This is a genomic window from Aphanizomenon sp. UHCC 0183, from assembly GCF_009712065.1.
GTDB lineage: Bacteria > Cyanobacteriota > Cyanobacteriia > Cyanobacteriales > Nostocaceae > Dolichospermum > Dolichospermum heterosporum.
The window spans coordinates 24,778-49,293 of record NZ_VILC01000013.1 but is presented as its reverse complement, the minus strand read 5'-3'; the positions used below and the strand labels follow the sequence as shown (position 1 = coordinate 49,293).

The 24,516-nt window shown below is 38.3% G+C and carries 25 protein-coding genes; 12 read left to right on the top strand and 13 right to left on the bottom strand.

The features are described 5' to 3' along the window. The 8 genes from FJR37_RS06605 (at position 1) to FJR37_RS06570 (ending at position 6,770) form a co-directional block, all read left to right on the top strand. On the top strand, positions 1-516 hold the full coding sequence (locus tag FJR37_RS06605; protein WP_039199520.1) for a R3H domain-containing nucleic acid-binding protein: 516 nt from the start codon (positions 1-3) through the stop codon (positions 514-516). A 135-nt stretch (positions 517-651) separates the two neighbouring features. Beyond that, positions 652-1,155, top strand: a complete 504-nt coding sequence (locus tag FJR37_RS06600) for a DUF177 domain-containing protein (RefSeq protein ID WP_168465617.1) — start codon at positions 652-654, stop codon at positions 1,153-1,155. 391 nt (positions 1,156-1,546) lie between these two features. Continuing rightward, positions 1,547-1,846 carry a type II toxin-antitoxin system HigB family toxin gene (locus tag FJR37_RS06595; RefSeq protein ID WP_027401338.1) on the top strand — a complete coding sequence of 100 codons (300 nt, stop codon included), beginning with the start codon at positions 1,547-1,549 and terminating at the stop codon, positions 1,844-1,846. After that, a complete protein-coding gene (locus FJR37_RS06590) occupies positions 1,830-2,231 on the top strand; it encodes a type II toxin-antitoxin system HigA family antitoxin (RefSeq protein ID WP_039199524.1) in 402 nt (133 codons plus the stop codon). The genes FJR37_RS06595 and FJR37_RS06590 overlap by 17 nt, the downstream gene beginning before the upstream one ends. Positions 2,232-2,909: 678 nt before the next feature. Further along, positions 2,910-5,066, top strand: coding sequence for a polyribonucleotide nucleotidyltransferase (locus FJR37_RS06585; RefSeq protein WP_053538770.1), 2,157 nt, complete (start codon positions 2,910-2,912; stop codon positions 5,064-5,066). 198 nt (positions 5,067-5,264) lie between these two features. Next, positions 5,265-5,597 (top strand): hypothetical protein, encoded by a 333-nt coding sequence (locus FJR37_RS06580; RefSeq protein WP_027401341.1) that lies wholly within the window; start codon positions 5,265-5,267, stop codon positions 5,595-5,597. Further along, positions 5,561-5,962: a hypothetical protein gene (locus FJR37_RS06575; RefSeq protein ID WP_027401342.1), complete on the top strand. Its 402-nt coding sequence runs from the start codon at positions 5,561-5,563 to the stop codon at positions 5,960-5,962. The genes FJR37_RS06580 and FJR37_RS06575 overlap by 37 nt, the downstream gene beginning before the upstream one ends. A 634-nt stretch (positions 5,963-6,596) precedes the next feature. Continuing rightward, positions 6,597-6,770: a hypothetical protein gene (locus tag FJR37_RS06570; protein ID WP_168465616.1), complete on the top strand. Its 174-nt coding sequence runs from the start codon at positions 6,597-6,599 to the stop codon at positions 6,768-6,770. A 159-nt stretch (positions 6,771-6,929) separates the two neighbouring features. On the opposite strand, the gene argH is transcribed toward FJR37_RS06570, so the two are convergent. From argH to larB, 3 genes are all read right to left on the bottom strand, one after another. After that, positions 6,930-8,318, bottom strand: coding sequence for an argininosuccinate lyase (gene argH / locus FJR37_RS06565; RefSeq protein ID WP_168465615.1), 1,389 nt, complete (start codon positions 8,316-8,318; stop codon positions 6,930-6,932). A 322-nt stretch (positions 8,319-8,640) separates the two neighbouring features. Then, positions 8,641-8,853: a hypothetical protein gene (locus FJR37_RS06560; RefSeq protein WP_039199529.1), complete on the bottom strand. Its 213-nt coding sequence runs from the start codon at positions 8,851-8,853 to the stop codon at positions 8,641-8,643. A 102-nt stretch (positions 8,854-8,955) separates the two neighbouring features. After that, a complete protein-coding gene (gene larB / locus FJR37_RS06555) occupies positions 8,956-9,741 on the bottom strand; it encodes a nickel pincer cofactor biosynthesis protein LarB (protein WP_053538772.1) in 786 nt (261 codons plus the stop codon). A 192-nt stretch (positions 9,742-9,933) separates the two neighbouring features. On the opposite strand from larB, the gene FJR37_RS06550 reads away from it, so the two are divergent. Together FJR37_RS06550 and FJR37_RS06545 are read left to right on the top strand one after the other, a co-directional pair. Next, positions 9,934-11,613 carry a mechanosensitive ion channel family protein gene (locus tag FJR37_RS06550; protein WP_254434527.1) on the top strand — a complete coding sequence of 560 codons (1,680 nt, stop codon included), beginning with the start codon at positions 9,934-9,936 and terminating at the stop codon, positions 11,611-11,613. A gap of 36 nt (positions 11,614-11,649) precedes the next feature. After that, positions 11,650-12,564, top strand: a complete 915-nt coding sequence (locus FJR37_RS06545; RefSeq protein WP_172891187.1) for a mechanosensitive ion channel family protein — start codon at positions 11,650-11,652, stop codon at positions 12,562-12,564. A gap of 302 nt (positions 12,565-12,866) precedes the next feature. Here FJR37_RS06545 and FJR37_RS06540 read toward each other — a convergent pair whose 3' ends face one another. The 5 genes from FJR37_RS06540 to trmD are packed head-to-tail and all read right to left on the bottom strand — an operon-like array spanning position 12,867 to position 17,088. Next, complete coding sequence (locus FJR37_RS06540; protein ID WP_168465613.1) at positions 12,867-14,645, bottom strand: ABC transporter substrate-binding protein; 1,779 nt, start codon at positions 14,643-14,645, stop codon at positions 12,867-12,869. Positions 14,646-14,666: 21 nt separating this feature from the next. Then, on the bottom strand, positions 14,667-15,293 hold the full coding sequence (locus tag FJR37_RS06535) for a PIN domain-containing protein (RefSeq protein ID WP_052149730.1): 627 nt from the start codon (positions 15,291-15,293) through the stop codon (positions 14,667-14,669). Next, positions 15,274-15,765 (bottom strand): type I restriction enzyme HsdR N-terminal domain-containing protein, encoded by a 492-nt coding sequence (locus FJR37_RS06530; protein WP_039199542.1) that lies wholly within the window; start codon positions 15,763-15,765, stop codon positions 15,274-15,276. The genes FJR37_RS06535 and FJR37_RS06530 overlap by 20 nt, the downstream gene beginning before the upstream one ends. Before the next feature lie 32 nt (positions 15,766-15,797). After that, positions 15,798-16,280 carry a 2-C-methyl-D-erythritol 2,4-cyclodiphosphate synthase gene (gene ispF, locus FJR37_RS06525; RefSeq protein WP_168465612.1) on the bottom strand — a complete coding sequence of 161 codons (483 nt, stop codon included), beginning with the start codon at positions 16,278-16,280 and terminating at the stop codon, positions 15,798-15,800. A 16-nt stretch (positions 16,281-16,296) separates the two neighbouring features. Beyond that, the gene (trmD, locus tag FJR37_RS06520; protein ID WP_168465611.1) at positions 16,297-17,088 is read right to left on the bottom strand and encodes a tRNA (guanosine(37)-N1)-methyltransferase TrmD; all 792 of its coding nucleotides are present in this window, start codon (positions 17,086-17,088) and stop codon (positions 16,297-16,299) included. Between the two features lie 667 nt (positions 17,089-17,755). Here trmD and FJR37_RS06515 point away from each other — a divergent pair. Both FJR37_RS06515 and cphA read left to right on the top strand, forming a co-directional pair. Beyond that, complete coding sequence (locus tag FJR37_RS06515; protein WP_027401350.1) at positions 17,756-18,619, top strand: cyanophycinase; 864 nt, start codon at positions 17,756-17,758, stop codon at positions 18,617-18,619. A gap of 178 nt (positions 18,620-18,797) precedes the next feature. Next, positions 18,798-21,494 carry a cyanophycin synthetase gene (gene cphA / locus FJR37_RS06510; RefSeq protein ID WP_168465627.1) on the top strand — a complete coding sequence of 899 codons (2,697 nt, stop codon included), beginning with the start codon at positions 18,798-18,800 and terminating at the stop codon, positions 21,492-21,494. Between the two features lie 143 nt (positions 21,495-21,637). Here the strand turns inward: cphA and FJR37_RS06505 are convergent, their stop codons facing one another. The 5 genes from FJR37_RS06505 to FJR37_RS06485 form a co-directional block, all read right to left on the bottom strand. Continuing rightward, positions 21,638-22,066, bottom strand: a complete 429-nt coding sequence (locus FJR37_RS06505; RefSeq protein WP_053538779.1) for a type II toxin-antitoxin system VapC family toxin — start codon at positions 22,064-22,066, stop codon at positions 21,638-21,640. Next, on the bottom strand, positions 22,063-22,311 hold the full coding sequence (locus FJR37_RS06500; RefSeq protein WP_053538780.1) for a plasmid stability protein: 249 nt from the start codon (positions 22,309-22,311) through the stop codon (positions 22,063-22,065). The genes FJR37_RS06505 and FJR37_RS06500 overlap by 4 nt, the downstream gene beginning before the upstream one ends. A 137-nt stretch (positions 22,312-22,448) precedes the next feature. Then, on the bottom strand, positions 22,449-22,787 hold the full coding sequence (locus FJR37_RS06495; RefSeq protein WP_168465610.1) for a hypothetical protein: 339 nt from the start codon (positions 22,785-22,787) through the stop codon (positions 22,449-22,451). Between the two features lie 17 nt (positions 22,788-22,804). Then, complete coding sequence (locus tag FJR37_RS06490) at positions 22,805-22,969, bottom strand: hypothetical protein (RefSeq protein WP_168465609.1); 165 nt, start codon at positions 22,967-22,969, stop codon at positions 22,805-22,807. A gap of 37 nt (positions 22,970-23,006) precedes the next feature. Then, the gene (locus FJR37_RS06485; protein ID WP_168465608.1) at positions 23,007-24,404 is read right to left on the bottom strand and encodes an AAA family ATPase; all 1,398 of its coding nucleotides are present in this window, start codon (positions 24,402-24,404) and stop codon (positions 23,007-23,009) included. Positions 24,405-24,516 lie beyond the last annotated feature (112 nt).

The following is a 24,516-nucleotide window of genomic DNA, read 5'->3' as shown; positions in this document are numbered from 1 at the left end:
ATGAGCGACATTTCTATGCAGAGTAGTGAACAATGGCTACAAAATTTGCTACTTTTAACTGGTGTATCTACTCAAGTATGGGCTAATTTAGAACCTAAGCCATCTTCAGGACAAGATACACCAACAGGAGAAAGCTACTGGTTAACAATAGATCAAACCAACTTAACATCAGAACAAATTAGGATTTTAATTGGTGCTGGTGGTTCGGTGCTAGATAGTATTCAGTATCTAGCAAATTCCGTTCTCAACTTAAATCAACCAGAAGAAAATCAGACAGCTTACACAATTGAATTGAATGGTTATCGGGTAAGACGAGAAGCCGAAATCCGCACTTTAGCTGAAACTGCTGCCGCAGAAGTCCGTTTTTCTGGAAGAGAGGTAGAACTTCAATCTCTCAGTTCCTCAGAACGCCGACAAATCCACACTTTATTGCAGGAATTTTCGGATTTAGAAACCTTCAGTCGCGGCAAAGAACCTCATCGTCATTTAGTTGTTCGTCAAGCAGTCACACCATAATTAGGTAATAGGGAACGGGGAACAGGGAACAGGAAACAAGGAACAGACAAAAATATTACCAATTACCAGTTACCAATTACCCATTACCCATTACCCATTACCAATGATCAATTTTGATGGTATTTCACAAATCCTATGGACGCTATTTTTATTCCGCAGCTATCTAAAGCCCCGGAGCGGACAGAGGAAATTCAAGTTCAAGAGTTTCTGCCTGGACTAGAAACATTGACACCCGTTCGCGGAGTTATCCAGGTTAAACACCAGGGTAATTATTTAGAAGTTTCATCTCAGGCAGAAACAATTGTTACCTGTACTTGCAACCGCTGTTTGCAGCAGTATAACCATCGTTTGGTTCTGAATACTCAGGAAGTCATTTGGTTAGATGAAACTGCTAATCAAACGGAAGATTTGCCTTTAGAAATGGAAGTTGCTGTCGAAGATTTACTGGAAACTTTAGCACCTGATGGTCATTTTGATCCCAGTGAATGGCTCTATCAGCAAATGTGTTTAGCGTTACCTCAGCGTCAATTATGTAACCTTAATTGTCCAGGTATTCTAAATACTGCTGTTTCTGAACCACCTATTGATAGCCGTTGGGCTTTATTAGATGCTTTGAAAAAACAACTTCCAGATAATTAGTAAATTTACTATTTGGTGCGTTATGGCTTAATTCTTTATGGCTCGGTAAAAGCTGTTAATACTCTCTCAATCTCCTCAAGGATTTTTTATCTTTGTGGAGTTTTTAATTACAGAGAAATGAAAAATGAACCACGAAGGAACGAAGGACTCGAAGGAAAGAGGGTTTTAGAGAGATTTTGCATAAACTCTAAGTTAGGGCTTGACAACTTACTCTCATTTTGAGAGAATAGGGCAGGTGGCAAGCACAAACACAAAAATAACTAAGCACAAACACAAGAATAACTAAGCACAAACACAAGAATAACTAAGCACAAACACAAGAATACCCAAGCACAAACAAGGAATTAAGCTATGTACACCAACCACTATTATTTCAAATCCAAAATATATTATGCACTTAATTCACATTCGCACCCTCCGCGAAGAAGCAGCAAAGTACCCTGATATCAGGAAACAAATAGAAGATTGGCATCAAACAGTTAAAAAATCAGAATGGCAAAGTTTAAATGATGTTCAGAAATTTTACCGAGATGCTGAGGCAGTTGGTAATTTTACTGTTTTTAATATCAAAGGTAATGATTATCGTTTAATTGTAGGAATGGATTATGAAGATCAAACGGTGTACTACAAATACTTGCTAACTCACGCCGAATATAGTAAAAATAAATGGAAAAATGACCCTTACTTTTGACCGAAATACTTATAGTCAATTACTAGCAGAAATCGCTCCTAAAGTAATTGAAACAGAGGAAGACTATGAACGGTTGTTAAAAGTTGCAGAATATCTAACTTTTAAAAAAAATCGTAGTCCAGAGGAGCGAGCTTTACACAAATTGCTTGTCAGACTAATTGAAGATTATGAGGAAGAACATTATCCAATGGATGAATCTACACCTCATGAAATATTGCTACATATCATGGAATCTAGTGGAATTCGTCAAGCTGACTTAGTACGTATTCTTGGTTCTAGCAGCGGTGTGGTTTCAGAGGTTGTCAACGGTAAACGTTCAATTAGTAAAGCACAAGCAAAAGCCTTGGGAGAATATTTTAAAGTGTCTCCTAGTTTATTTATTTAGAGGTTGTTTGAAAAGTCTAAATTCATACATAGGGTTTGCTGAATAAGTACCCATTCATTGGTGTCAACTTAACGTAAAACATCTATCCCGCAAAGAACTCAATTCATCTCATTCCCAGTCTCTGACTGGGAATGAATTCTAGAAGGCTCTGCCTTCAATGATATTAGAGGCAGAGCCTCATCAACTGCATTCCTAGTCAGAGACTAGGAACGAGGTGTGGTAGGGATTTGAGCTTAAGTTGACACCATTAAGCTTTTGCTTTACCCCTACACGGAGAATCAAATAATTAAGCCGTGTTGGGTATAAATATCGCTCTCCTTGAGTTAGAAGTGATATTTGGGGGATGAATTGACACTCTCCGGTCTAAAGACGCGAAGCTCCCAACGCTACCGCGTTCCTCTTGTAGAATTTATACGGATTGCTTTGCGTTTTTGCTCCTGTGCTTTTTAATGACAAGGTAAATATCATACTGTTATTTGCGGTTTAATTGAATGATGAACTATTATTAAATCGTTCTCAAAAATAGAACTGAGATCACAAACCCAGATATGAAGCCTGTTGTACGGCTAAATGAGAAAATTTTGTTTTATGTTTGTTCATTACAGAAGCCGTCTAGACTGCATAAATGTTAGGATTGCCACAGAGTGAGAATCGCGTAAGAGAAGGAAAAAAAACTGAATGGCAGAATTTGAAAAGTCAATATCCTTTGATGGACGGGATATTCGACTGACGGTTGGCCTACTAGCCCCCCAAGCAGGTGGGTCGGTTTTGATACAATCAGGAGATACAACTGTTTTAGTAACGGCTACAAGGTCAGCAGCGCGGGAAGGCATTGATTTTTTGCCACTGACCGTAGATTACGAAGAAAGATTGTACGCAGCAGGAAGAATTCCAGGGGGGATTATGCGCCGGGAAGGTCGTCCACCGGAAAAGGCAATTCTTGCCAGTCGTCTGATTGACCGTCCACTTCGTCCTTTATTCCCCTCATGGTTGCGGGATGATTTGCAAGTTGTGGCAATAACTATGTCAATGGATGAGCAAGTCCCCCCTGATGTGTTAGCAGTCACAGGCGCTTCAATTGCTACTCTCATTGCCCAAATTCCTTTTAATGGACCAATGGCCGCAGTGCGAGTAGGCTTGGTTGGTGATGATTTTATTATTAACCCTACCTATGCAGAAATTGAAGCGGGAGATTTGGATTTAATCGTTGCCGGTTCTCCAGATGGGGTAATCATGGTGGAAGCGGGTGCAAATCAATTGCCAGAGCGAGATATTATTGAAGCGATTGATTTTGGCTACGAAGCGGTTCGGGATTTAATTCAAGCTCAGTTAGATTTGCTGGATGAACTAGGTCTAAAACTTGTGCAAGAAGCCCCACCAGAAGTAGATAAGACATTAGAAAACTATATCCGCGATCGCGCTAGTGATGAGATCAAAAAAATCTTGGCGCAATTTGAGTTAACTAAAACTGATCGTGATATTGCTTTAGATGCAGTAAAAGATAATATCTCTGCTGAAATCAAAGCCTTACCAGAAGAAGACCCCATTCGCATCGCTGCCACAGCCGACTCCAAAGCCCTTGGTAATACCTTCAAGAGCATTACCAAATACTTCATGCGTCGTCAAATTGTCGAAGATAACGTGCGCGTTGATGGTCGTAAGCTTGATGAAGTTCGTCCTATCTCTTGTCGAGTTGGGATTATACCCAAAAGAGTACATGGTAGCGGTTTATTTAACCGGGGACTGACTCAGGTGCTATCAATGTGTACCCTTGGTACTCCTGGAGATGCCCAAAATCTGAACGACGACTTGCAACTAGAACAAACTAAACGTTACCTGCATCACTATAACTTCCCTCCCTTCTCCGTCGGCGAAACCAAACCATTACGCGCCCCTGGTAGACGGGAAATCGGACATGGTGCATTAGCAGAACGGGCATTATTACCTGTATTACCGCCAAAAGACAAGTTCCCCTACGTAATTCGCGTAGTTTCGGAAGTGCTTTCTTCCAACGGTTCAACTTCAATGGGTTCAGTTTGTGGTTCCAGTTTATCCCTCATGGATGCAGGTGTACCCATTACCAAACCTGTGAGCGGTGCGGCAATGGGCTTGATTAAGGAAGGGGACGAAGTACGAATCCTCACCGATATCCAGGGCATTGAAGACTTTTTGGGTGACATGGACTTCAAAGTTGCTGGTACAGATACTGGAATTACAGCTTTGCAAATGGATATGAAAATATCTGGTTTGTCTTTAGAAGTAATTGCCCAAGCTGTCAACCAAGCCAAACCTGCCCGGTTACACATTCTGGAAAAAATGCTCCAGACTATTGACACCCCCAGGGAAGAAACTTCACCCTTTGCCCCACGTCTGTTAACAATTAAGATTGATCCTGACATGATTGGTCTGGTGATTGGACCTGGTGGTAAAACCATTAAGGGTATCACTGAAGAAACAGGTGCAAAGATTGACATCCAAGATGATGGTACTGTCACCATTTCCGCAGTTGATGAAAACCGAGCTAAGAGAGCGCGGAATATCGTTCAGGGCATGACTCGTAAACTCCATGAAGGGGATGTTTACATCGGTCGTGTGACACGGGTTATACCCATTGGCGCTTTTGTGGAGTTCTTGCCCGGTAAAGAAGGCATGATTCACATTTCTCAACTCGCTGACTATCGCGTTGGTAAGGTTGAAGATGAGGTAGCTGTTGGTGATGAGGTGATTGTCAAAGTGCGAGAAATTGACAATAAGGGTCGAATTAACCTAACACGCTTGGGTATTCATCCAGATCAAGCCGCAGCAGCACGAGAAGCAGCAGCGGTAAACCATTAAATCGCTGGTTGGATTTTAGATTTTAGATTACAGATCAATCGCAAATCTAAAATCCGCGATGCCTTGCTAGTAGGCATCGTTACGGTGATTTTGGTAGTAAGTTAGTTATATAAAACCAATACAAAAAAAGCTAACAAATGCTAACAACTTATTTGGCAACGGGTAAGTTTATGTCGTAATTATCAAGAGGTAAAAATCATGGTGACAGTATCAATTAAAGATGAATACATTGAAGTTTTATCTGCACTAGGAGATTTACAAGAATCAATGGATTTGGCTCTTAAACAATATACTCTTGATAAGATAGCCTTAAAAATTGCTGAACTTCGTCAACGAGATATTAAGTATCAAGAAAAATATCAGCTAGATTATTCTACTTTTTGTCAGCAAATATATGAAGATGAAGACTTTATCAAACAAGTAGAAAATTTAGTCAGTAAAACATGGGAAATTGATTTAGCTGATTGGGAATTTTGTCATCAAGGAGTTGAAGATTGGATACAAAAATTACAGACTATTTTACTGACATAGTAAAAATCGCTAAAGTTAATTTTCAGCAGGTTAATTATATAATAGACACAACTCCAAAACGCGCCATCCTGCGTTTAGAAGGACAGTATGGAGAATATCGGATTTTGATTACAGAATTGTTCAGTGATGAACTGAGAAAATATAGATATTATGTTTTGCGAGGTGATTGGGTTGAAGCAGGTTTTGATAATAGCCCAGATCCTCGAGCCATTCGCCTAAAATATGGTCGTATTGGTAAAGAATACGCGAATGAATATATTCCTCACTTACATCGAGATGATAAAAATCAGCTATTTTTAACTGAAGAAATGACAGTTGTAGATTTTGCTGATTGGGTAAAAACTAATATTGATATTTCTCTCTGATTTAATCTGAATATTTAGTAAATTGCTGAAAAGTCTCAAGTCCAAGGATAGAAACGGCGATTCTTAACGCTTTCCGCCGTAAAATGCCCGCAGAATGGAATTGTGTGTCTATATAGGGCTTGCTGAAAAAGTTGTCTGTGATAGCGCAGCGTGACGTAAGTCATGGGCTAGGAGTCAGGAGTCAGGAGGAAGAATTAGAAGAAGAGAAGAATAGTATTAAATCTGGTAAAGTGATAGGCTTTTGCTAATTTCAACCCTTATTCCTTGCACTTCTTTCACCTTTTTTACCTTCAAACTCTTGATATATCTCAGTTCTAGGTTTATTCACCCCTGTATAAATATAGATTGTGCTTACTAATTTTCGCTTATACAAGCCTCGTTTGTGTATAATTAAATCGAGCTACCTATTGTAAATTGAATTGAATTCAGAAAATCACAGAAGTTCATGACCAATACCAATTACCAACCTAAATTCTGGTTGACATTAGACTTTTTAGTGCGATATAATGGTATGCTATTTAAAGTGTATTGATTGCTGCACTAGGCTAAAAAAGTATATCAATAATATCGGTAGCTAATATGGCCTAAGTAATGCCTAGATGCCAATTTTTTGTTGTTTATTAATGAGGTGAATATGGCAAAGCGCCGTAACCCGAAAAAAGAAAAGGCGCTACGAAACCAGGCCTACGCCAGAAAGTTTCGTAAACGGACCACCACAGGTAGAATGGGCAGAAGATTCCAACAAAGACCGCCCAAGAGTGAAGAGGAAGAAGGAACAGGAGCAGCAGCAATGGATGCTGCTGATTAATGTAGCTGGTTAAATTTGACTCTTTCATATTTTGAATTTTTAGGGTGTACACCAGTACACCCTTACTTGTGTTAGTGGTCAGTTGTCAGTTGGAAGAAAGAATGAAATTTCTCCCCTGTTCCCTGTTCCCTGTTCCCTGTTCCCTGTTCCCTGTTCCCTTTATTTCACACTGAGTTGAGTCCGGGCGTTGATAAGGGCTTGTCTAACTTGGAGAAAGCCTGTACCTCCATAGCTGTTGCGGGCTGCAACCACTTGACGTGGGGTTATGGCTTCATAAATGTCGGCGGCAAATGCGGGATGGATTTCTTGCCATTCTTCTAGATGCAAATCTTTGAGCAGTTTACCAGCGGCAATACTGGTTTTGACGACTTTGCCGACAATGTTATAAGCTTCGCGGAAGGGTACACCCCTGGCGGCGAGATAATCTGCAACATCGGTAGCGTTAGCAAAGTCTTCTGTAACTGCTGTTGCTAATCGTTGGTGACGAAATTCTAAACCTTCTTGCAGTAAAATTGTCATTGCTTCTAAACAGGCTTTGACTGTGTTTACACTGTCAAATATGCCTTCTTTGTCTTCCTGGAGATCTTTGTTATAAGCCAGGGGTAAACCTTTCATAATTACTAACATGGCTTGCAGATGACCAAATACTCGCCCGGTTTTGCCGCGCACTAATTCAGGTACGTCGGGGTTTTTCTTTTGGGGCATAATGCTAGAACCTGTGGCACAGCTATCTTTGAGGGTGATGAAGCGAAATTCTTCTGATGCCCACAGGATTATTTCTTCGGAAAGACGGCTGAGGTGAACCATAATAATACTAGCAGCACAGAGAAATTCTATGGCGAAGTCCCGATCGCTCACTCCGTCCAAGCTGTTAGCATAAACATTGTCAAAATGTAATAAATTGGCTGTATAGTGGCGGTCAATGGGGAAAGTTGTTCCCGCTAAAGCACCACAACCCAAGGGGGAGATATTCACTCGGCTGTAAACGTCTTCTAAGCGTTCCCAGTCCCGTTGTGCCATTTGAAAGTATGCCAGTAAATGGTGGGCTAAACTCACTGGTTGGGCGCGTTGCAGGTGGGTATAACCAGGAATCAATGTTTCAACATTTTTTTCGGCTATATCAACTAAGACTGTTTGCCAATCCCGTAATTGTTGGCGGATTTGTTGAATTTGATCACGGAGGTATAATCGAGTGTCTGTACCTACTTGGTCATTGCGAGAACGGGCTGTGTGGAGTTTTTTACCTACATCTCCGACAATTTCCGTGAGGCGCTTTTCTACGGCAAAATGGACATCTTCGGCATCAACACCGGGTTGGAATTGCCCTTGACGATATTCTTGACGAACTTGTTCTAAACCGTTAAACAGTGCTTCCCCTTCTTCGTGGGAAATTATACCTGTATGAGCCAACATTTTGGCATGGGCTTGAGAACCTGTAATATCATATTCGATAAGTTCAATGTCAAAACTGATACTAGCATTAAAACGAGCGATCGCTGGATGTAGCGCGGATTCAAACCGCTGACTCCAAGTTTGTTTTTCGGTCATAAATCTGAAGGGAGAGGAAGAAATTTGTAGATATTAGATTTTGAATCATACGCCGGATGTGAGTTAAAAATCTTGTTGTTTCATAAGCGAAATTACAAGGTCTTCAGTATCTAACTCAAGTTGCTAGTTATCTCGTTGAGGCTGGTAATGGGTAATTGGTAATAGGTAATAAAAGCTCTGGTTTCATCCTGTTAATCCTTTAATCCTGGATATTATCTCGACTTCCCTCGATAACCACCTGATTCTGACAATTTACCTAACTGGCAACTTACATTATCTAAATAACTAATCCAAAATCTAAAATCTAAAATCTAAAATCACTTTAACCGTAACTAGTAAAACCTTTGAACAGGTAACCAACAATTATACCAATCAACAATGCCCAAATTTGCCCAGTTTTGACAAAGTGATTCCAAGAGGCTTGTACTTGACCTAAAAGGTCTGGGTCTCTAACATTACCAATATCAGCCAGAAGAGTAATATGTTCGTGTAAATTTCCTAGCAGTGGCAATAGTGAATCATTCAAATGTTCCATAATTCTTTCACCAAAAGGTTTATCACCTATTATTAAGAGTTGAAGTAACTAATCAAATCAAAAGCCACCGCAATTATACGCAATCTTTACTTTCATACTTTACTATGTTTCTGCCGCCAAACGTAATTTTTCTGAAGTTCGTAAAATTTGCCCAGCTAAGACTGCTGCACCAAAGCCATTATCTATATTAACTACACCTATACCAGCGGCACAAGAGTTAAGCATTGTCAATAGAGGTGCTAAACCGGAAAAGCTTGCACCATAACCAATACTGGTAGGAACAGCGATTACGGGACAATCTGCCAAACCCGCTACAACACTGGGCAAAGCCCCTTCCATGCCCGCGACAACGATTAATACCGATGCTGATTCTAATACATGACGGTTGCTTAATAACCGATGAATTCCCGCCACACCTACATCCCAGAGGCGCTGTACATAAAAACCCGAAAGTTCCGCAGTGACAGCGGCTTCTTCAGCAACGGCTAAATCGGCAGTACCAGCGGAAAGAATGCCGATTTTACCGGGAAATCTGACTTCAATTACAGGAGGAACAATGGCACAAATTCGGGCTTGTTCGTAGTATTGGATACCTCTAACTTTTGGTTGTAATGCGGAATATACTTGTGGTTCAATGCGGGTAGCCATGACGACGGAAGTACGGTGGCGCATGACTTCCATGATTTGAGCAATTTGTTCTGGTGTTTTACCAGGTCCCCAAATGACTTCCGGGAAACCAGTTCTTAATTGACGATGGTGATCTATTTTAGCAAACTCACCTACGGATTGATAGGCTAAGTCTTTGAGGGAGTCGAAGGCTATATCTGGGGTTATTTTACCATTGGCGACGGCTTCTAAGAGCGATCGCAAATTTTCTGGTTGTGTCACTGCAATTTTGAATTAAAAATGAATTATAAATCTATTCTAGGCTGATTATATTTTTAACATCTATGATACTATACCAAGCATGGCTTGACGAAGAGCCATAAATTTAATCAAATCATGAAAAAACACATTAATAAAACAAAGGATATAAATATTTTTCATAAGTTTATGATTAGCCTAATATGTTTTATTTTTATGATAAACATATCTATAGCTTACTCTCAAGATAAAACTGTAACTGTTCCAGATCGAGACACACCTGTTGCTCAAAATTCTGACGTTGTGAATAAAATAGATGGAACTCCTGTATTGTTAGGAGATACCACACTATTTGTAATTCAAAAGAATGTGGGTTCATTTTCTCCCCAAGAGAGAGCGGAAGCCGTAAGCAATAGACTAGAAAAAATTGCTAATGATCCATCAACATCCCTAGAGAATCTACAAGTTATAGAGAATGCGGATATCACTAATATTGTTGTAGGGGATAAACTGTTACTTACACTCACAGATAAAGATGCTAAAGCTGCAAATCAAACCAGACAAATATTAGGCAAGGAATATTTAGAAATAGTTAAAAATACTATTATCCAATATCGAAAAGAACGTAGCCTAGGCAATATTTTAAAAGGAATAATTTATAGTTTTATTTCAACCCTTGTTTTATTAATACTTTTAAAAGTATTTAATCAAGTTTATCCCAGAATTATTACTAGATTACAAAATTGGACAGGAATTAGAATCCCTGAGTTAAGAATTCAAAATATAGAACTTTTACCCGCAGCTAGAGTCAGTAATATTGTGACTAGGCTAGTTAAAATTATCCGCACAATTCTAATAATTAGTATTTTCTATATTTACATTTCTTTGGTTTTGAGTTTTTTTCCTTGGACAAAACAAATAAGTTCTAGACTTATTAGTTATTTTCTAGCAGCAATTTATAAAAGTTGGTTAGCATTTGCAGATTATTTACCCAATATATTTGCATTAGCATTAATTATTTTTATCAGTTACTATAGTCTTAAATTTATTCGCTATCTTTTCACAGAATTAGGTAATGGAACTATATCTGTTCCCGGCTTTTATAATGATTGGGCAGAGCCAACCTATAAACTGGTATTCTTAATTATAGTGGCTTTAGCCTTAGTGTTAGCATTTCCTTATTTACCAGGATTTGGTTCACCAGCATTTCAAGGTATATCAGTATTTTTAGGGATTTTGTTTTCCTTGGGTTCAACGGCTGTTGTAGCTAATGTTGTCGCGGGGACTATTCTTATTTATACCCGTGCTTTCCAAATGGGTGATCGCATTAAAATTGGTGAAGCTATAGGTGATATAGTAGAAAAAACCCTGCTAGTTACGCGCATTCGTACCATCAAAAATGTCATTATTACTATTCCTAATGGAACTGTATTAACTAGCCAAATTATCAACTATACAGCCCTATCTCAAGACCCTAATTATTATCTAATATTACATACAACAATCACACTTGGGTATGATGTGCCTTGGCGAAAAGTTCATCAAGTTTTAATTGATGCAGCAATAGCGACAAATAATATACTAACTGAACCTATTCCCTTTGTTTTGCAAACTAGTTTAGATGATTTCTATGTTAGTTATGAATTAAATGCTTATAGTAATAAACCCATGCTAATGGCGAACATTTATTCAGATCTCCATCAAAATATTCAGGATAAATGTAGTGAAGCAGGGATTGAAATTCTTTCTCCTCATTATTCTGCGGTCAGAGACGGTAATCAAACCACCATACCAGAAAACTATCTGTCTGAAGATTACAAAGCACCAGGATTTCGGCTATCTTCTTTAAATAACCTTTTCAACCCTGATAACAGTAAAAATACACCAAATTTATGAATGTAAATTAACCGTTTATTTAATAAGGATTAAATTGTGGAAAATGCTTTAAAGACAATTCAAAAATTATTAGATGATGCTATAGTTATCAAATTGATTGAAGTAACTTCAGGGATTATTATAGTTGCCATTATTTTCCGAATTTTATCTCAAGTTTTACCGCGTCAGGTTCAAGACAGTGATTTACGCTATCGTATCCGCAAAGGCATTACCTTTGTTGGTTATGCAATTATGGCTTTATTAATTGTTTTGATATTTAGTGATAGCCTGGGAAAACTAACAGTAATTTTTGGGGTAATTGGTGCTGGTGTCGCCTTTGCATTACAAGAAGTAATTGGGAGTTTTGCTGGTTGGGTAGCTATTTCCTTCGGTCAATTTTACAAACCAGGAGATAGAGTATTACTGGGTGGGATAATGGGAGATGTTATAGATATTAGTATTTTACGGACTACTTTAATGGAGTGCGGCGCTTGGGTAAAAGCTGATCTTTATAATGGCAGAATTGTCAGAATTGCTAATAGTTTTGTGTTTAAAGAACCCGTATTTAATTATTCAGCAGATTTTCCCTTTGTCTGGGATGAAATTACTGTACCAGTAAAATACGGGAGCGATCGCTCTTTAACCAGAGAAATCCTGCAACAGGTAGCTAACGAAGTTGTCGGGGAATATATGCCTCAAGCACAGGTACAATGGCAACATATGGTACACAAATATTTAATTGAAGATGCCAGAATCGAACCTGCTGTCACCCTAGCAGCTAACGACAACTGGCTAGAATTTACCCTGCGTTATGTAGTGGACTACAAACAACGTCGAGGTAAAAAAGATGTCATCTTTAGCCGAATTCTTGACGAATTCGACAACACAAACGGAAGTATAAGCATTGCTTCCACCACCATTCACATAGTAGAAACACCTGCATTTAACGTCAAACTGACGGACAACACATAAAAAAGTTCTCCAACTTTTGTAGTCGCTACATCATAGCCCCCTCTCGAAGAGCGGGGAGGGGTTTGAGGGTGGGGTTTTTGTATCTCACTTAACCGATAACCGCTATAAAAATTCCTAACTTCCCAGAAGAATATGTGCCAATATCACCTGAGTTCGACATAAGATAATTTTTGGAAAACTGCCCCAAATATGAGTCTCAAACCCTTATGATCTCGTTGAAAAAATTATAACTCTGTTCGCGTAGCGTCTCCGAAGGAGAAACTCCGAACTCCTAACACCGAACTCAGGTAATATCCATTTCCCTATTTCGTAACTTTAATTTCATGAATATTCCAAAAAGCACCACCAAGAGCAGAATATTGGATACCTTGAAACCGATTTCTGATTGCTGATAGAGAATAGGAATTAACCAAGTAAATGAAAGGTAAATACTCCTGTGTTAATTGTTGACTTTCGCCATAAATTTCCTTCAATTTAGCCTCATCAAACTCCTGTGCGCCTTGAATATAAAGTTCATTAATTTTCTTTTCCCAGTCAGCAACTTCCCAACCTTCAATCGGTTTTTGTCCAGCTTGTGGTTTTTGATTAAACATATGTAGTCCCCCTTCAGGAGACCACACATTAGCACCATCATTTGGTTCTAACCCCCCTGTCAAACCTATTAAACAAGCATCCCAATCTAAAGTGTTAGAAAGTTTATCTATAAAAGTATTCCAAGCCAATGGTGTAAAATCTACTTGAATACCAATTTTACTTAAATCCTGTTTAATTTGCGAACCCATTGACTCCCGAATTTTATTACCCGCATTAGTGAGTAAGGCAAATCTAACCTCATTACCTTGATCATCTACTAAGAGATTTTTTTCATTATATTGAAATCCAGCTTTTAGTAGTAATTCTTTGGCTTTTTCAGGATTATAGTTATAAACCTTTAAGCCTTTTTCCGGTGATAAGAAATAAGGACTTTGAACAGAAATAGGAGAATTTTGGGGTGTACCTAAACCACGAAAAGTATTATTTAACATGGTTTGTCTATCAATAGCATAGGCTACCGCTTGCCGGAATTGCACATTATTAAACCATTTAGATTTAATGGGATCAACTAGAGGTTGATTTTTTCTTTTTCCCTTATTTAAGTTAAAGGAAATAAAGGAAGTGCTAGAACTAGGACCCCCATTATATATTTTAAAATTCCCTTGTTTTTCCTGAACTTTTAATAAAGAAAAATAATCAGGGGAAACACTAATAGAATCTAAATCACCGGAACGAAATTGGAGTAAGGAAGTATCTGTTGACTCCACAATTTGCCAAATTATTCGTTCAATATAAGGTTGGGGTTTACCTTGAGCATCTTTACGCCAATAATAGGGGTTACGGCGAAAAATTATGCGTTGACTCGTATCATATCTTTCCAGTTTATAAGGACCATTAACAATAATTTCTTCAGGAGGAGTATCCACACCCCATTTATTCAGAAATTCCACTTTACCATCTTTGTTTTTTGTTTTGACTGATTTCTCTAAAATATGAGCAGGTAAAATAGATGCTCCTGTATTCAGTAAAAAAGGTCTAAATGGTTCAGGGACACTAAATTCCACTCTTCTATTATCTATTTTTCTGACAGTTGGTAATTTGCGATTTTTACCGACTCTTAAAACATCTCTAGTATCTGTGGGGATGTTTTCATTTAAATAAATGTCATTATAGGTAAATACGACATCATCAACTGTTAATGGTTGTCCATCTGACCATTTTAAACCTTCACGCATGGTAAAGGTAATTTTGGTTTTATCTGGTGATATTTCCCATGATTCGGCTAATGCTCCTTCTATTTTGCCATCAATGGGATTTTGAGTTAATAATCCTTCATAAGTGTAACCAAAAATATTTGGTGATTCGGAACTCAGCGCAGCATTAAATGTTTTTGGATCACTCAAAATGCTTGTTACTAATTGGGGTACTTGAGCCGCATTTGTTTTTAATTTGGTTGGGTTACAAGCGGTAATTGTTATTGATATAAAACCGATTGTTATTAATAAGAAAAAGCGTTTTGTAAAATTGAGTATTTTTTGTGATGTCATAGTTTATACCAGATATTAATTTTATGGTAATTGAGAGTCTAACCAACCTAGAAAGTTTTTAGTGTTACTAAAATATTTAATTTTTGCACTATTCAAAATCTCTCTTACTTCCTGTTTACCGAAATCTTTTGTATTGCCACTAATAAATACTTTTTGATCACAAGGATGCTGATTTGCATGAGATACAATACACTGTAATATTAAGTTATCCATAAGATCATTCTTAATTAGTAGTGTTTCTGTTTCTATAAAAATATTATCAGAAATATCCTTGATTATGTTATTATCAAAATTAATAGTTTCTGAATTTTCTGTTAACAAGTTAATAATTTCATATAACCTATCTTGTACATCATTTAATAATAGTAGATTTTCAATAGATGCTCTTTCTAAACTCACCTTAAATAAATCTGCATGGATAGAAATTTTATCACGCATTGCTTCATTAATTTGTTTCTCCATTTCTGCTTGAAATTTTAACTGATTTTGCTTATCTATTCTATATGTGTTAATAACTTCTACATAACAAATAGCTGGTATAGCAAGACGAATTAAGGGAGAGAGATTCCGCAGCAATTGTCCTGCCTCTAGGTCTCTTCCTTTTGCAACTGCCATTAAAAAATTAGTTTCAATGTAAAGTATCAGCACCTAAATTTTCCTGAATATAAGTATGTCCACCTTCTAACAATGGTAATAAACCAATTTTCGCTAATTCATTATACGCTGGTGGTGTATCTGAATTCCAATGATATGATAAATCTCTGAGCCAAGATTTAATAAGTGTTTCTAAATAAAAATCAAAGATTCTTTTATGCGGGAATTCTGGATCATAATTACTTAGTATATCATTAGTTCTCAAGGAAATTAGGTTTTCTATTTCCTGATCATTATTCAATGCAAAAATATTAATTTCCTCTAAATCCACTAACATACCAAAAGGAATATCTGGCTTGATATTCTGCAAATATGTTTTTAATTGATAAATAGCACTTTGCCTGTTTAATTCTGTCTCTGATTTTTGAGCTTTTACCTCTACTAATAAGATAATTTCTTCATCTTTATTTGTAAACATAATATCAGGACGATATTTTTGAGGGGACTGGAAGTTGATAACTTGCATCTTCTTTTCTCCTTGATGTAAATAAAAATTGATTAATCACCACTTACCAACAAAACTACAGCATAAGCACAAATACCTTCTTCTCTGCCTGTTGGTCCAAGTTTTTCATTAGTTGTAGCTTTGATACCAATTTGATTTGGTTCTACTTCTAAAACTGCTGTTAATTTATCTCGCATTTTAGAAATATGCGGTTTTAATTTCGGACGTTCAGCGACAACGACAGAATCAATATTGCCAATTTTCCAACCTTGTTCACGAATTAGTTGATGGACTTGATGTAATAATACTAAACTATCAGCCCCAGCCCATTGGGGATCTGTTGGGGGAAAATAATGACCAATATCCCCCAAAGATAAAGCTCCCAGCATCGCGTCCATAATAGCATGAGTAAGCACATCAGCGTCACTGTGTCCTAACAAGCCGAGTTCATGAGGAATGTGAACACCGCCTAAAATTAAATGGCGATCGCTCACCAATCTGTGTATATCGTAGCCATTACCAATTCTGATGTTCATAGTTAGTTGTCCTTTGTCAGTTGTCAGTTGTAAAAGAATATTTTTCTCCCCCCACTTCCCCCACTTCCCCCACTTCCCCTACTTCCCCTGTTCCCTGTTCCCTGTTCCCTGTTCCCTGTTCCCTCTCTTTTTCCCAAAGTTTAAGCAAATCGGGACGACGGGAAGCTGTGCGCTGAATTTGTTGTTGAAACCGCCAACGAGCGATCGCTGCATGATTACCACTTAGTAGCACATCTGGGACTTGCCAACCACGAAAATTTGCCGGACGAGTGTACTGGGGAAAATCCAACAAATATTCCTCAAAACTTTCCGTCTTCAGCGATTCCTCCTTACCCACAGTTCCCGGAAGCAGACGCACCACACCATTAATCAAAACCATCGAAGGAATTTCTCCCCCTGTCAGGATAAAATCCCCTAAAGAAATCTCCCGAGTCACCAAATTTAGCACCCTGTCATCTACCCCTTCATAATGACCACAGATTACAACCAACTGGTCGTAATTCGTGGCTAATTCGCGCAGCAAGGGCTGGTTCATTGGTTGTCCCTGGGGACTCATCAAAATCACATCTCGACGGGGTAGAATCGGCAAAGACTCCACAGCCGCAAAAATCGGTTCTGGCTTCATCAACATTCCCACACCACCACCATAGGGTTGATCATCCACCTTATGGTGCTTATCGGTAGTGAAATCTCTAGGATTAACTAAATGCACTTGAGCAATCTGTTTAGCTAAAGCCTTAGCCAACAAACCAGAATTGAGGATTGATGTAAAACAGTCAGGAAAAAGTGTAACTATATCAAAACGCACAGTAATTCGGATTCGATAGAACTAATTTTAAGGGTAGATACTTAGCTAATACCATAACTGATAACCTAGCATGGATTCAGGAGTTCGGAGTTCGGAGTTTGGAGGAAGAAATTGAAGAATAGAGCATGAAATTTCTCCCTTGTTCCCCGTTCCCCGTTCCCCGTTCCCCGTTCCCCGTTCCCCGTTCCCCGTTCCCCGTTCCCCGTTCCCCGTTCCCTCTTGCCTTTTTTGTAAGTCATAGAAAAACTAAAAATCTATCAACAGTGCCGAAAAATACCAATATCCTTAATTTTCTAGTGAGATCAAAAGTTTTTCTAATTACTTAATTTATGTTTAAATATTGTCACTACTAAATTTAAATTAATAATCCCACCAAAGTTAACAACTTCCGGGATACATCCAACCAGCCTCAGAAGTAAGAGTGTCAAGACCGACTAAATCCTAAGTCCAGAAGGGAATTATAGTTAATTTAGCACTATGAAAGCCATCTGGAAAAAGTAGATAGGTAAAAAACAAGATGCTGGCTATGAGAACGACGGACATGAGAAAATTGAGGCATCGTGTGCGTCAAGCAGTGTCCTCTCATCAAAGCCAAAGGCGAAAATTAACAAGCAACAAACCTTGTTCAATTAACCTGAAGTTGTTGACTCCCTCAAGCAGAAACACAATGCCGCAGTTAGAAGTTAAATCGCTGGAAATGAGGACACCCCAAGCTACTAAAACCGCCGTACTAGTTATCGGAGGCGCAGAAGATAAAGTTCATGGACGTGAAATTCTAAGAACTTTTTTTGTTCGTGCTGGTGGTAACAAGGCGTATATTACAATAATTCCATCAGCCTCCCGTGAGCCTGCCATTATCGCTGGTAGGTACGTTCGCATTTTTGAAGAAATGGGTGCGGAAAAGGTTGAAATATTAGACATTCGGGAACGGGAGCAATGCGAAAATCCTGAGATTAAAGCATCCCTCGAAGCCTGTAGTGGTGTCTTCTTAACCGGAGGAGACCAACTGCGCCTTTGTGGAGTCCTGTCCGACACACCGGCAATGGAAATTATCCGCCAGCGGGTGAGAGCCGGACAACTGACTTTGGCAGGAACAAGTGCTGGAGCAGCCGTGATGGGACATCACATGATCGCAGGTGGTGGTAGTGGTGAAACACCCAATCGTTCCCTAGTTGACATGGCAACAGGCTTAGGATTCATTCCTGAAGTTGTCGTTGACCAACATTTCCATAACCGGAATCGGATGGGGCGACTAGTTAGCGCGATCGCCGCTCACCCAGATAGATTAGGCATTGGTATAGACGAAGATACCTGTGCCGTATTTGAACGCGATGGTTGGCTACAAGTTATGGGTAAAGGCAGTGTCACTATTGTTGATCCTACCGAACTTACCCACACTAATGAACCCAACGTTAGTGCGAACCAACCCCTGACAGTACATAATTTAAGACTACATATCCTCAGTTACGGAGATCGCTTCCATCTTTACCAACGTACTGTTTTACCTGCTGTGCATCGCATCTCTAGCTGACGATATAGAAGATATAGAGCATATCAGGTCACACTGATTTGACCGCATCTTGATTTCTTCTTCTAGAGTTTAGATCAATTCCATCTAAGAAAGAAAAACTGCTTCAAATGCCAAATTTAGCGGTCAATTCCAGCAAAAAACTAGAATTTTGGTTACGAATCTCCATCTACCTATTCCCATGAGAATCCTCAAGATCCAGACCTTACGCGGCCCAAATTACTGGAGCATTCGACGGCACAAACTGATCGTTATGCGCCTAGACTTAGACAAACTTGCCGAAACCCCCTCAAATGAAATACCTGGCTTTTATGAAGGACTAGTAGAGGCACTGCCAAGTCTAGAGGGTCACTACTGCTCCCCAGGTTGTCGTGGTGGTTTTCTAATGCGGGTGCGAGAAGGCACCATGATGGGTCATATAGTGGAACACGTAGCCTTAGAACTCCAGGAATTAGCGGGGATGCACGTAGGTTTCGGTCGCACCCGTGAAACCGTCACACATGGAATTTACCAGGTAGTGATTGAGTACCTAAATGAAGAAGCGGGTCGCTATGCAGCCCGGGCAGCAGTCAGGCTATGTCAAAGTATTATTGACCGAGGACGTTATCCCAAAGCCGAACTAGAGCAAGACGTTCAAGACCTCAAAGACTTTTGGCGTGATGCTTCACTAGGACCTTCCACAGAAGCCATTATCAAAGAAGCGGAGAAAAAAGGTATTCCTTGGATGCCTTTACCAGCTAGATTCTTAATTCAATTGGGCTATGGTATCCACCAAAAACGGATTCAAGCCACAATGACCAATAACACAGGCATTCTTGGTGTAGAACTAGCTGGTGATAAAGAAGCTACTAAACGGATTCTCGATGCCAACGGCGTACCAGTCCCCAGAGGTACAGTCATCAATTTCTTTGATGATTTAGAAGAAGCCATTGAATATGTTGGTGGTTATCCCATCGTGATTAAGCCTTTAGACGGTAATCATGGACGAGGGATCACCATTGATATCCGCAACTGGGAAGACGCAGAAGCAGCTTATGAAATGGCTCGACAAGTCTCTCGCTCAATCATTGTTGAGCGATACTATGTGGGACGAGATCATCGAGTACTAGTAGTTAATGGCAAAGTAGTTGCTGTAGCAGAGAGAATTCCTGCTCATGTGGTGGGTAATGGCAAATCTACAATTACAGAACTAATTGAAGAAACAAACCTTGACCCTAAACGTGGTGACGGACATGATAACGTCTTGACTAAAATCGAACTAGATCGTACCAGCTATCAACTCCTAGATAGACAAGGGTACACCGTCAACAGTGTACCACCCCAGGGAGCAATTTGTTACTTAAGAGCTACAGCCAACTTAAGTACAGGTGGTAGTGCTGTAGATCGCACAGACGAAATTCACCCAGAAAATCGCTGGTTAGCACAACGGATAGTCAGAATTATCGGCTTAGATGTAGCTGGTATAGATATCGTGACTTCAGATATTAGCCGTCCCTTAAGAGAATTAGACGGTGTAATTGTTGAAGTCAATGCTGCCCCTGGTTTCCGAATGCACGTTGCCCCCAGCATTGGCATCCCCCGCAATGTCGCCGGCGCAGTCATGGATATGCTGTTCCCCAACGAACAATCTAGCCGTATTCCTATACTTTCAGTTACAGGTACGAATGGTAAAACTACCACAACTCGCCTGTTAGCCCATATTTATAAGCAAACTGGTAAGGTTGTCGGCTACACAACTACAGATGGTACTTATATCGGTGATTTCTTAGTAGAATCGGGAGATAATACAGGTCCTCAAAGCGCCCATGTTATCCTTCAAGATCCGACCGTAGAAGTAGCCGTATTGGAATCGGCTCGCGGTGGTATTCTCCGCTCTGGGTTGGGTTTTGAAAATGCTAATGTAGGTGTAGTATTAAATGTGTCTGCTGACCATTTAGGCATCGGTGATATAGATACTATTGAGCAATTAGCCCATCTTAAAAGCGTAGTTGCTGAAGCTGTTTTCCCTGATGGTTATGCGGTACTCAATGCCGATGATTACCGGGTTGCTGCTATGGCAGAAAAAACTAAGGCGAACATTGCCTACTTTACCATGAATCCAGACTCGGATCTGGTACGGAAACATATCCAACAGGGTGGAGTAGCCGCAGTCTATGAACATGGTTATCTGTCCATTGTCAAAGGTGATTGGACGCACCGCATCGAAAGGGCAGAAAATATCCCCTTGACAATGGGTGCAAGAGCGCCATTTATGATTGCTAATGCTTTAGCCGCTAGTTTGGCAGCTTTTGTTCAGGATGTCACCATTGAGCAAATTCGCGCTGGTTTAAGAGGCTTTCGTGCTTCTGTAAGTCAGACCCCAGGACGGATGAATTTGTTTAATTTGGGTAAATACCATGCTTTGGTAGATTATGCCCACAATGCGGCTAGTTACGAGGCTTTGGGGTCATTTGTCCGTAATTGGACAATGGGACAGCGCATTGGTGTAATTGGTGGTCCTGGCGATCGCCGTGACGAAGACTTTGTTACTCTAGGTAGATTATCAGCAGATATCTTTGACTATATCATTGTTAAAGAAGATGATGATACTAGGGGTAGACCTCGTGGTTCAGCTTCAGATTTGATTGTTGAAGGTATTACCCAAGTTAAGCCTAATTACCGCTTTGAATCAATTTTGGATGAAACCACAGCTATTAACAAAGCCTTAGATATGGCTAATGATGGTAGTTTGGTAGTAGTTTTGCCAGAAAGCGTCAACCGGGCAATTAAGTTAATTAAGATGCGGGGTGTACAGGAAGAAGTCCAGCCTCAGCAATCAGTTAACAATGATTCCCAAAATGGGATAGCACCTTCTTCTGTTGTTAATACACTGATTTAGGAGCATCTCTTGTTTGTAAATTGCCCTCAGACTCATTCATAATTTAAGTCTGGGGGTTAATTAATATTAGTTAAGACTTAGCAAACATCTTTAAGAATAAAATAGCAGGAGTCAGAAGTTAAGCGACTTATTAAGGTAGTTATCTATACTGATTCATATTTCCAAGGATTAATAATAGAAATACCACATCCTTCAAAATCAGAAACATTGCGTGTTGCTATGGTTGCTTTATGAGTGTAACAAATAGCAGCAATTTGAGCATCAGCTTGAGAAATAGGAGTCCCATTTTGTCGTCGTTGGGATGCAATATGAGCAAATGCTACAGCAGCATTTTGATCAAAAGCAAGAACACGTCCAGCGAAATCTTCAGAAAACATCAGTTGTGCTGCTTGACTAAGTTCTTTTCGTCGTTTTCCTTCAGGAAGTAAAGCAATACCATAGAGAATTTCTGCTTGAGTAATGGTTGTGGTAAACATACTCATCAAAGGTTTTTCAGCTACCCATTCACGAACTATTTCCGACTTTTGAGTCTTCATTAATTCTGAGATAACATTTGTATCCAAAATAATCATTCTTCAAATATTGATACAGTGCGGATAGGTTCTCTAGCTATTTCTGGTAATTCCAAATCGCCCAAATTTGCAAACCGTTGTTCAATTAAAGTTGCTAGATTTAAGGGATGTTTAGTATTTTCGATGAGAACAAGACGGAGAATTTCTCTCACTTCTTCTTCTAGGGAACGTCCATGTTTTTCGGCTCGTTTTTGCAACTGATATTTGATGTCATCATCAATGTTGGAGATGGTGATATTAGTCATAAATAATAGAGATAATTTTGATTATACCTATTATAGTAAATAATCACGAAAATTTTTGATTTTTACCTTTGAAAATACATATACTTACATATAATACGCATTTAAAAGTATTAATTAACTGTCTCGATCTTCTCTAATCATTTCTTTCGTTTTCCTTTAGGTTGATACTTCGCACCTCTCAGAAAATCACCTAAATCTGAATTTTTGCTAATGTCATAGTTACCTTCATCAAACTTATCCTTTAATTCTTTTTTATATTTATCAAGTTCTTGAGGTACAGAACTTTTAGATAAAATATATGTTTTTGCAGTAAAACTTAATGATGAATCAGTTTTTTTCAAGAATTTATTAAAGTATGTATATGTATTTATAACCTGCTCTTTTGTTGTGTTTATATCCTTACCCTTCAATTCTACAAAGCAGATAATCCTTTCATTGTCTTTTGCATAAAATACGATTAAATCACAGATTTTCATTCCTTCTTTATCTAATTCTAATAATTTACGAAATTTACAATTAGGTTTGATTTCTCGTCTATATGAAAAAATAAAACTGTTTCACCACTTGCTGGTTGTAAACTTACCTCCACACCATCTTCTTTATGACTTGTTTTCCCTGGTAGTAAACAACATGATAACAATAAATGATCGAAAGGCATTTTAAAATCACTCCTGAATTTAAGATTATAAGAGTGATTATGGAAAAATATGGGAAATGTCATCTGAAACATTCCCAAATGTTCCCCAATCTATCCTACCGTCTTCATGTAATATATTTTTAGCTGTACCATCTTCAAATAGATAAACAGAAACTTTCTCTTGAGGAATAAAAGCTTCTGTTCGCTCTAAATAAAATCGTTCTTTGAGACTTTCTTTATCTTCATATTTAGCGGCTTTCATTAAATTTGCTAAATGATCAACTATGTAAGGGCTGTGAGTTGTAATTAAAACTTTCAAACCTGCTTGTACTAACATGGCTAAAAATTCCGTAATTTCTACTTGCGCCGCTGGATGTAAATTCATTTCAGGCTCATCAATTATCAGTAATTCATTTGGTAGAGCTAAATGACGCAAGCACAAAACTAAAGGAGCTAATTCTTTTACCATTGAAGAAGAAACAGTCATTTCTAATTTAACATTTTCTGATGGTTGATATAATATTTCTTTATCAATTACAGATTCATCAATAAGATTTACTTTTCCTCCTAAAATATCGTTTTCTAATATTTCTGCTAATCTAATATAATCTAAAACTTCTGGATACAATTGTATTTCTTCTTCTCTTTCTATAGATGATTTTTCATATACAGAATATACCATATTTTCAAATATTTTTACTACTTCAGTTAGTTTGCTAGTTTTATCTTCATCATCATATTCATGATATTCGTCTATTTTGTTGGCTGAAGAAAATAATGGTAAAACTCCTGTTCTTTCTGTGGGAAATATATATACAGATGAATAAAAAGCTCTATGAATTAAAGCAAAAAATTCTTCAAATAAAATCTCTTCAAATACTATTCTAGGTAATTTATCAAAGATATTAGACTGATCATTAGAATTAGAAACTGAAATTAAATAAAAATAAATACTATTTTCATTCTTTTCTTTAAAAATACGCAAAGTATTTTTATTTTGAGAAGAACCAAAAGAAATTTCTTGAGCCAAAGAATATTGTTTAATATTATCAAGTATTTTGAGTGTTATATCCGCTAAATTAAATTTAACTTTCACGTTGGCAAAATTAACATATTCTGTAGCCAGAAACTTATTCATCCAGCGATAAGTTAGATTAGAAACATCATTAATATATGTTTCAATAAACTCTTCAGCAAAATCAATTAAATCAATCCGAACATATCCTTCTTGTAAAAGTTCTTCAATTGCATTATCTATAATTGGATATCTCTGTTGAGTCTTTTTATCCAGATAAGCTTGCCAATACTTCTTACATCCATATTCACCTAAAATAGATGCTAAAGTATAAGCTGTCCAAGTTTTCCCTGTTCCATTACCACCAATAAAGACAGTTAAAGGCTTTAAATCAATTTCTGCCTTTTCAATAACACCTAAGTTAGCAATTTGTATTTTCATAGCACATTTAATTTTAATTAGGGTTAAAAATCTCCAATTGACTACACCCTACCATTATTCGTAAATTCAGCAAATCATACCTATTACTGAATTACATATTTAAAAGGTTATA